This window comes from Microbacterium sp. (assembly GCF_031178525.1).
Lineage (GTDB): Bacteria > Actinomycetota > Actinomycetes > Actinomycetales > Microbacteriaceae > Microbacterium.
In genome coordinates this window covers 1-6,744 of the sequence record NZ_JAPSJA010000138.1, presented here as the reverse complement: position 1 = coordinate 6,744, position 6,744 = coordinate 1, and the positions used below count along the sequence as shown (strand labels likewise).

Below are 6,744 nucleotides of genomic sequence, written 5' to 3'. Positions count from 1 at the left end.
GAGTGGAAGATCGGCGCGCCGCCGGCCTTCACCTGCTCCTCGGAGGCCGCGAGGATCGGCAGCAGGAAGCTGTCGAGCGCGTCCTTGGGGCAGTGGTCGGTGTGCACGGCCACGGTGATGTCGTACGACGCGGCGACGCGCTTGACGTACTCGGCCATGGCGATCGCGCCCACCGCGCGGTTCTTGACCGTGTGGCCCGCGAAGTAGTCGGCGCCGCCGGTGGTGACCTGCAGGATTCCGTCGCTGCCGGCCTCCTGGAGGCCCTGCAGCACCGCGTTGATCGTCTGCGAGCTTGAGACGTTGATCGCCGGGTACGCGAAGCCGCCCGCCTTTGCGCGATCCAGCATCTCTGCGTACTGATCCGGGGTGGCGAAGGCCATGTCTGCTCCTTGGAGTCGGTCGACGGATTCGCCGCCAGTCTAGGGAAAGTCGGGGGTTCATGCCGTCCGCGGGCGCCTCGGAGAGGCCCGCTTTGCGGTTTCGGAAAGATTGCGCGATCCTGCAGGCGACACGCGCGCAAGTCCGGGCCGGGATCGCAATACGCTCGCCTCATGCAGACCGCTGACATGTCCCCGCTCCACCCCGACCGGAACATCGCCCTCGAGCTGGTGCGCGCCACGGAAGCGGCCGCCATCCGCGCCGTGCCGTTCATCGGCCGCGGCGACAAGGAGGCGGCGGACGGCGCGGCGGTCGATGCGATGCGGGCCTTCCTGTCGACCGTGGAGTTCGACGGCGTGATCGTGATCGGCGAGGGCGAGAAGGACAATGCGCCGATGCTCTACAACGGCGAGCACGTCGGCACGGGGGAGGGGCGCTCGTACGACATCGCGGTCGACCCGATCGACGGCACCTCGCTGACGGCTGCCGGCCGTCAGAACGCGCTGTCCGTCATCGCGATGTCCGATCGCGGCACCATGCTCGACGCCTCGAGCGTCTTCTACATGGACAAGCTCGTGACGGGTCCCGCGGGCGTCGGCGTCGTCGACATCCGCCTGCCGATCGGCGAGAACATCCGCCGGCTCGCGAAGGCGCTGGAAAAGCCCGTGGACGAGGTGGTGGTGTCGGTGCTGAACCGTCCGCGCCACGAGAAGCTCATCCAGGAGATCCGCGAGGCCGGCGCGGGAACCCGCCTGATGAGCGACGGCGACGTCGCGGGCGGCATCAATGCGGCGCGTCACGACGCGCGCACCGACATGTGCGTGGGCATCGGCGGCAGCCCCGAGGGCATCGTGACCGCGTGCGCCATCAAGGCGCTCGGCGGGCACGTGCAGGGTCGCCTCTGGCCGCGTGACGACGAGGAGCGGCAGAAGGGCATCGACGCCGGACTCAAGATGGATCACGTGTACGAGGCGGACGACCTCGTCGCCGGCAACAACACGCTGTTCGTCGCGACGGGCGTGACCGATGGTCAGCTGGTCGCCGGCGTGCGCCGCCAGGGCGACTACGTCTACACCGAGAGTGTCGTGCTCCGCAGCCACTCCGGCACACTGCGCCGCGTCTCGTCCGACCACCTCACGTCGAAGTGGCTGTGATCGCAACGGGGTGAGCTGCCCGCGCCACGCCGGAGCGCGTGATGCACCTGTGACCGATTTCGGAGGTTCCGTCTGGGATGATGGGCGAAGCGGAATGTCCGACACAGCAGGGGGCGAAAAGGCATGTCAGTACAGAACGCGCCAGTTCAGCACGTTCCCGAGCACAGCGCTCCGCAGCCGGTGTATCCCGATCCGGCACGTCGTCCCGACGTACTGCTGCGCGTTCGGCGGGCGCCTGGCCAGGAGCCGAGTGCCTGGTGGTTCATCGGCGCGTTCGCGGGCTTCTCGGGCGCCGTCACGGCGCTGCTGAGCCTCATCCCCGGCTGATCGCCTCGCTCTCGTCGCCCGCCGCCGGCTCCATCGGGGCGAGACGGGACTGATCCAGACGCGTCGCGATCGACTCGGTCACTGCGATGTCGTCCTCCAGGCCCGTGAGCAGTTCGGGCGCCGCCATACGCCGCGTGGTGGAATGCAGTGGCCGGGGTTCGGGTGTGGCGGCGAGCTTCGTCTCGTCGATGCCGGGGAACTGGCGTGCCGTGACGAGCACGCGCGACTCCAGTGACCCGGCGAACTTGTTGTAGCTGTCGACCGTGCGTTCGATGGCCCGGCGCAGGCCGTCGGCGTGCTGCGCGAGCGTGCCGAGGCGCTCATAGAGCTGGTTGCCCAGCGTGAACAGGGTGCGGGCCTCGTCCGAGACCTCCTGCTGCGTCCACGCGTAGGCGACGGTCTTCAGCACGGCCCACAGGTTGACCGGGGAGGCCAGGGCGACGCGCTTGGAGAACGCGTACTCCAGCAGTGTCGGATCCTCATCGAGTGCCACGGCCAGGATCGACTCGCTCGGCAGGAAGCACACCACGAACTCGGGGCTCGATGGGAGCCCGGCCCAGTACGCCTTGCGCGCGAGCGCGTCGACGTGACCGCGCACGGCCTTGACATGCTGCTTCAGCAGCTCGCGTCGGCGGCGCGCGTCGTCGCCCGCCGCCGAGTCGGAGATCGCCGCCGCATCGAGGAACGCGTCGAGCGGCGCCTTCGCGTCGATCGCGATCGCCTTGTCGCCGGGCAGGCGCACGATCATGTCGGGACGGCCGGAGACGTCGTCGCCCGACAGCGCCGTCTGGATGTCGAAGTCGACGTGCCGGACGAGGCCGGCGGATTCGACGACGCGGCGCAGCTGGGCCTCGCCCCACACGCCGCGCGCGGTGGTCGACCGCAGGGCGCCCGCGAGCGATTCGGTCGTCGCCCGCAGCGCCTCGTCCGAAGCGTGCGCGCGACGCAGCTGCTCGGCGATGGTGCCGAACTGGCTGTGCCGCTCGCGCTCCATCTCGTCGACGCGCTGCTGCATGCGGTGCAGGCTCTCTTGCACGGGGGACAGCGCGGTGAGCACAGCGCTCTCGCGTCGCGCGCGCTCCTCGGTCTGCGCGCGCTCGGCCTGCGCGTGTGCGATCGCGTCGCGGCGCAGATCCTGCTCGCGCTCGAGCGCCTCGCGCAGCCCGGCGACCTCCGCCGTTCGCGCCGCGAGCGCGGCCCCGTCGCGGGCCGCCCGCCCGGCCCGCGCGAACCAGCCGATCGCCGCGCCGGCGAGCAGCGCCACGATCACGAGCAGAAGGGCGAGTGCGTCCATGGCCCCATCATGGACGGGACCACGGACATCCGCTGGGCGCCCCTCCGAGTCCGCAGGACGCAGGATCCGACAGGCTGATCGCGCGGGTCGTCCGCGGAAACGCGGGTGTCGCGCACCAAGGGGCGCGTCAGCGCAGACGCGCCTCAGGCGGCGACGACCGCCGGTTCGATCCGGCCGATGCGAGCGCCGATCAGCTGGGACAGGGCGTCGAGGTCATCCGCTCCGGAGAGCCGGGCGGCGTCGATCAGGATGTGCGCGCACGCCAGCGCATCGGCGATGGCGTCATGGTGCGCGAAGCCGGAGAAGCCCGCCGCCTCCGCCGCGACCGGGAGACGGTAGGACGGAAGGCGGTAGACCTTCCGCGCGACCTGCAGCGTGCACGCGTAGCGATACGCGGGCAGGTCGTAGCGGGTGACCTCGCAGGCCGCGCGCAGCACGCCCATGTCGAAGCTCGCGTTGTGGGCGACGAGCACGTCGTCCTCCGCGAACCCGATCAGGTCCTCGATCTGCTCGTCCCAGCCGAGAGCGTCCACCACATCCGCGGCCGTGATGCCGTGGATCCGCGTGTTCCACTCCAGGAACTCGTCGTGGCCGAGGGGTGGGCGGATGAGCCATCCGGCCGTTTCGACGACCTTGCCGTCGCGCACCTTCGTGAGCCCTACCTGACAGGCGCTCGCCCTGGATCCGTTCGCCGTCTCGAAGTCGATCGCCGTGAAGTCCAGTGCCACGGATCGAGTCTGCGCGGCGCGGCGACCCGGCTCCGGCAGGCGCGCCGCCCGGGCTCCGATCGCGCGGGTCAGTCGCCCGAGGTGTGCACGCCCTCGGCCTCGTCGGCCTGGCGGATGAGCTTGCGCACCCACGGGCTGACCGCGAACAGCGCGACCGCGAACACGGCGGCGACGACGCCCGTCCAGCCGAAGTATGCGGCGTCCGACACGCCCTCCGTGGCCTGAACGACCTGCGCCGTGATGGCCGAACCCGCCGCCGGGGCGAGGAACCACAGGCCCATCGCCTGGCCGCGGAACGCCTTCGGCGCCAGCAGCGTCGTGGCCGCCAGCCCGACGGGCGACAGGAACAGCTCGCCGATCGTCTGGATCACGTACACGGAGATGAGCAGGATCGCTGGCGCCTTCCCGTCGCCGGCGAGGGCTGCGCCGCCGGCGAGCACGACGAACGACACGGCAGCGAGCGTGAGGCCGATCGCGAACTTGTACGGCACGGCCGGGCGGTCTCCGGTCTTCACCCAGATCCACGCGAACACGGGCGCGAGCACGAAGATCACGAACGGGTTGATCGACTGGAACAGCTCCGCGCCGAACTGCCACCCGAGGATGCTCAGGTCGGTGCGCTGATCCGCGAACGTCGTCATGGTCGTCGCCGCCTGATCCAGAATCATCCAGAACAGCATCGCCGCGATGAACAGCGGGATGTACGCGAGCAGACGGCTGCGCTCGGGCGCCGTGACCTTGGGGGATCGGTACATCAGCACGAACGCGATCACCGGCGCGATGAGACCGACGTAGCTGAGCGTGTCGATCATGGCGTCCAGGCCCCAGCCGCCCTGGAGCAGCGACGCGAGCAGCGCGAGCACCGCGACGCCGGCGAGGATCAGCGCGATCATCCGGATGACCTTCGGCACTTCGGCGCGCGGGATCGGGTTGGGCACGACGTCGCCCTCGGCCGAGAGCATGCGGCGGCCGCCGACGAAGAATGCGACCGCGAGCGCCATGCCGATCGCCGCCACCAGGAACCCGGCGTGGAAGCCGAACGCGAGGCGCACCGGCATGATGATCAGCGGCGAGAAGAACGAGCCGAGGTTGATCCCCATGTAGAAGATCGAGAACGCCGACTGGCGGCGAGCGTCGTCGCGGGCGTAGAGGTCGCCGACCATGGTCGAGACGTTCGACTTCAGCAGGCCCGTGCCGACGGCGACGAGGACCATGCCGAGGAAGGTGAACGCGGCGCCGGGCAGGGCCAGGCTGACGTGGCCCGCCGCGATGACGATGCCGCCGTACAGGGTCGCGCGACGCGATCCCATGATTCGGTCGGCGAGCCAGCCGCCGACGATCGTCAGCAGGTAGACGCCGGTGCCGTAGATCGCGACGAGCGCCTGGCCGGTCGTCTCGTCGAGCGCGAGGCCGCCCTCCGCCAGCTCGGCCGTGAGGAAGAGCAGCAGGATCGCGCGCATGCCGTAGAAGCTGAAGCGCTCCCACATCTCGGTCGTGAAGAGCGTCAGCAGACCGAGCGGATGACCGAAGAAGCGCCGATCTTCGCGGGGATCCTGCGCACCTGCGGTCCGGCCGATGGTTGGGGCACTCATCATTCCAGATTCGCATGCGGACCTCCATGGATCCTCCGAGCGGCTGACCGGGGAGGGCGAGGCCGCGCGCGTAGACTGGACTCCCGTGGCTCTTACCATCGGAATCGTCGGCCTTCCCAATGTCGGCAAGTCGACTCTCTTCAACGCCCTGACCAAGAACACGGTGCTCGCCGCGAACTACCCGTTCGCGACGATCGAGCCGAACGTGGGCGTGGTGGAGCTGCCGGACCCGCGCCTTGACCGGCTCGCCGAGATCTTCGGATCCGCGCGCATCCTTCCCGCCCCCGTCTCCTTCGTCGACATCGCCGGCATCGTGCGTGGCGCGAGCGAGGGCGAGGGCCTGGGCAACCAGTTCCTCGCCAACATCCGTGAGGCGGACGCGATCGCGCAGGTTGTGCGCGGATTCTCCGACTCGGACGTCGTGCACGTGGACGGCAAGGTCGACCCCGCATCCGACATGGAGACGATCAACACCGAGCTGATCCTCGCCGACCTGCAGACGCTCGAGAAGGCGATCCCGCGTCTCGAGAAGGAGGTCAAGGGCAAGAAGGCGGATCCCGCCGTGCTCGAGGCGGCGAACGCCGCCAAGGCCGTACTCGACACCGGCAAGACGCTTTTCCAGGCGGGCTTCGACGTGACGCCGATCCGCGAGCTCGGCCTGCTGACCGCCAAGCCGACGCTGTTCGTCTTCAACGTCGACGAGGGCGTCCTCACGGACGAGGCGCGCATGGCGGAACTCGCCGCGCTGGTCGCGCCGGCCAAGGCCGTGTTCCTCGATGCGAAGGTCGAGTCGGAGCTGATCGACCTCGAGCCCGAGGAGGCGCTCGAGCTGCTGCAGTCGCTCGGTCAGCAGGAGTCGGGCCTCGACCAGCTCGCCCGCGTCGGCTTCGAGACGCTCGGGTTGCAGACCTACCTCACGGCGGGCCCCAAGGAGTCGCGCGCCTGGACGATCCGCAAGGGCTGGACCGCCCCGCAGGCCGCCGGCGTCATCCACTCGGACTTCGAGCGCGGCTTCATCAAGGCCGAGGTCGTCTCGTTCGCCGACCTGGACGAGGCCGGCTCGATGGCGGAGGCCAAGTCAAAGGGCCGCGTCCGCATCGAGGGCAAGGACTACGTCATGTCCGACGGTGACGTCGTCGAGTTCAGATTCAATGTCTAGAAGGGCTCTCTGACCGGGGCTTTTGCATTCTCCTTACCGGGTGAGGTTTGCGAGCGGCTGAATGGCCTGCAGCACTGAGTCACGTGTCCATCGCGGGTACCGCGGAGTCGTG

Annotated in this window: 7 protein-coding genes; 3 read left to right on the top strand and 4 right to left on the bottom strand. The window is 69.6% G+C overall.

Annotated features, from left to right (window positions below; translation table 11 throughout):
• On the bottom strand, window positions 1–380 hold a 380-nt coding region (locus RIF89_RS09545; protein ID WP_309068886.1), incomplete at its 3' end, for a class II fructose-bisphosphate aldolase.
• Window positions 381–551: 171 nt separating this feature from the next.
• Here RIF89_RS09545 and glpX point away from each other — a divergent pair.
• Window positions 552–1,532: a class II fructose-bisphosphatase gene (glpX, locus tag RIF89_RS09540; RefSeq protein ID WP_309068885.1), complete on the top strand. Its 981-nt coding sequence runs from the start codon at window positions 552–554 to the stop codon at window positions 1,530–1,532.
• 123 nt (window positions 1,533–1,655) lie between these two features.
• Complete coding sequence (locus tag RIF89_RS09535) at window positions 1,656–1,859, top strand: hypothetical protein (RefSeq protein WP_309068884.1); 204 nt, start codon at window positions 1,656–1,658, stop codon at window positions 1,857–1,859.
• Here RIF89_RS09535 and RIF89_RS09530 read toward each other — a convergent pair.
• From RIF89_RS09530 to RIF89_RS09520, 3 genes are all read right to left on the bottom strand, one after another.
• A complete protein-coding gene (locus RIF89_RS09530) occupies window positions 1,846–3,153 on the bottom strand; it encodes a DNA recombination protein RmuC (protein ID WP_309068883.1) in 1,308 nt (435 codons plus the stop codon). The genes RIF89_RS09535 and RIF89_RS09530 overlap by 14 nt on opposite strands.
• 143 nt (window positions 3,154–3,296) lie before the next feature.
• Window positions 3,297–3,881: a 3'-5' exonuclease gene (locus tag RIF89_RS09525; RefSeq protein ID WP_309068882.1), complete on the bottom strand. Its 585-nt coding sequence runs from the start codon at window positions 3,879–3,881 to the stop codon at window positions 3,297–3,299.
• A gap of 68 nt (window positions 3,882–3,949) precedes the next feature.
• The gene (locus RIF89_RS09520) at window positions 3,950–5,473 is read right to left on the bottom strand and encodes an oligopeptide:H+ symporter (protein ID WP_309068881.1); all 1,524 of its coding nucleotides are present in this window, start codon (window positions 5,471–5,473) and stop codon (window positions 3,950–3,952) included.
• A gap of 85 nt (window positions 5,474–5,558) precedes the next feature.
• On the opposite strand from RIF89_RS09520, the gene ychF reads away from it, so the two are divergent.
• A complete protein-coding gene (gene ychF, locus RIF89_RS09515; protein WP_309068880.1) occupies window positions 5,559–6,632 on the top strand; it encodes a redox-regulated ATPase YchF in 1,074 nt (357 codons plus the stop codon).
• Window positions 6,633–6,744: the final 112 nt, after the last annotated feature.

Coding starts and splice junctions, on each gene's coding strand:
- glpX (WP_309068885.1), top strand. CDS start 552: ATGCAGACCGCTGACATGTCCCCGCTCCACCCCGACCGGAACATCGCC.
- RIF89_RS09535 (WP_309068884.1), top strand. CDS start 1,656: ATGTCAGTACAGAACGCGCCAGTTCAGCACGTTCCCGAGCACAGCGCT.
- RIF89_RS09530 (WP_309068883.1), bottom strand. CDS start 3,153: ATGGACGCACTCGCCCTTCTGCTCGTGATCGTGGCGCTGCTCGCCGGC.
- RIF89_RS09520 (WP_309068881.1), bottom strand. CDS start 5,473: ATGAGTGCCCCAACCATCGGCCGGACCGCAGGTGCGCAGGATCCCCGC.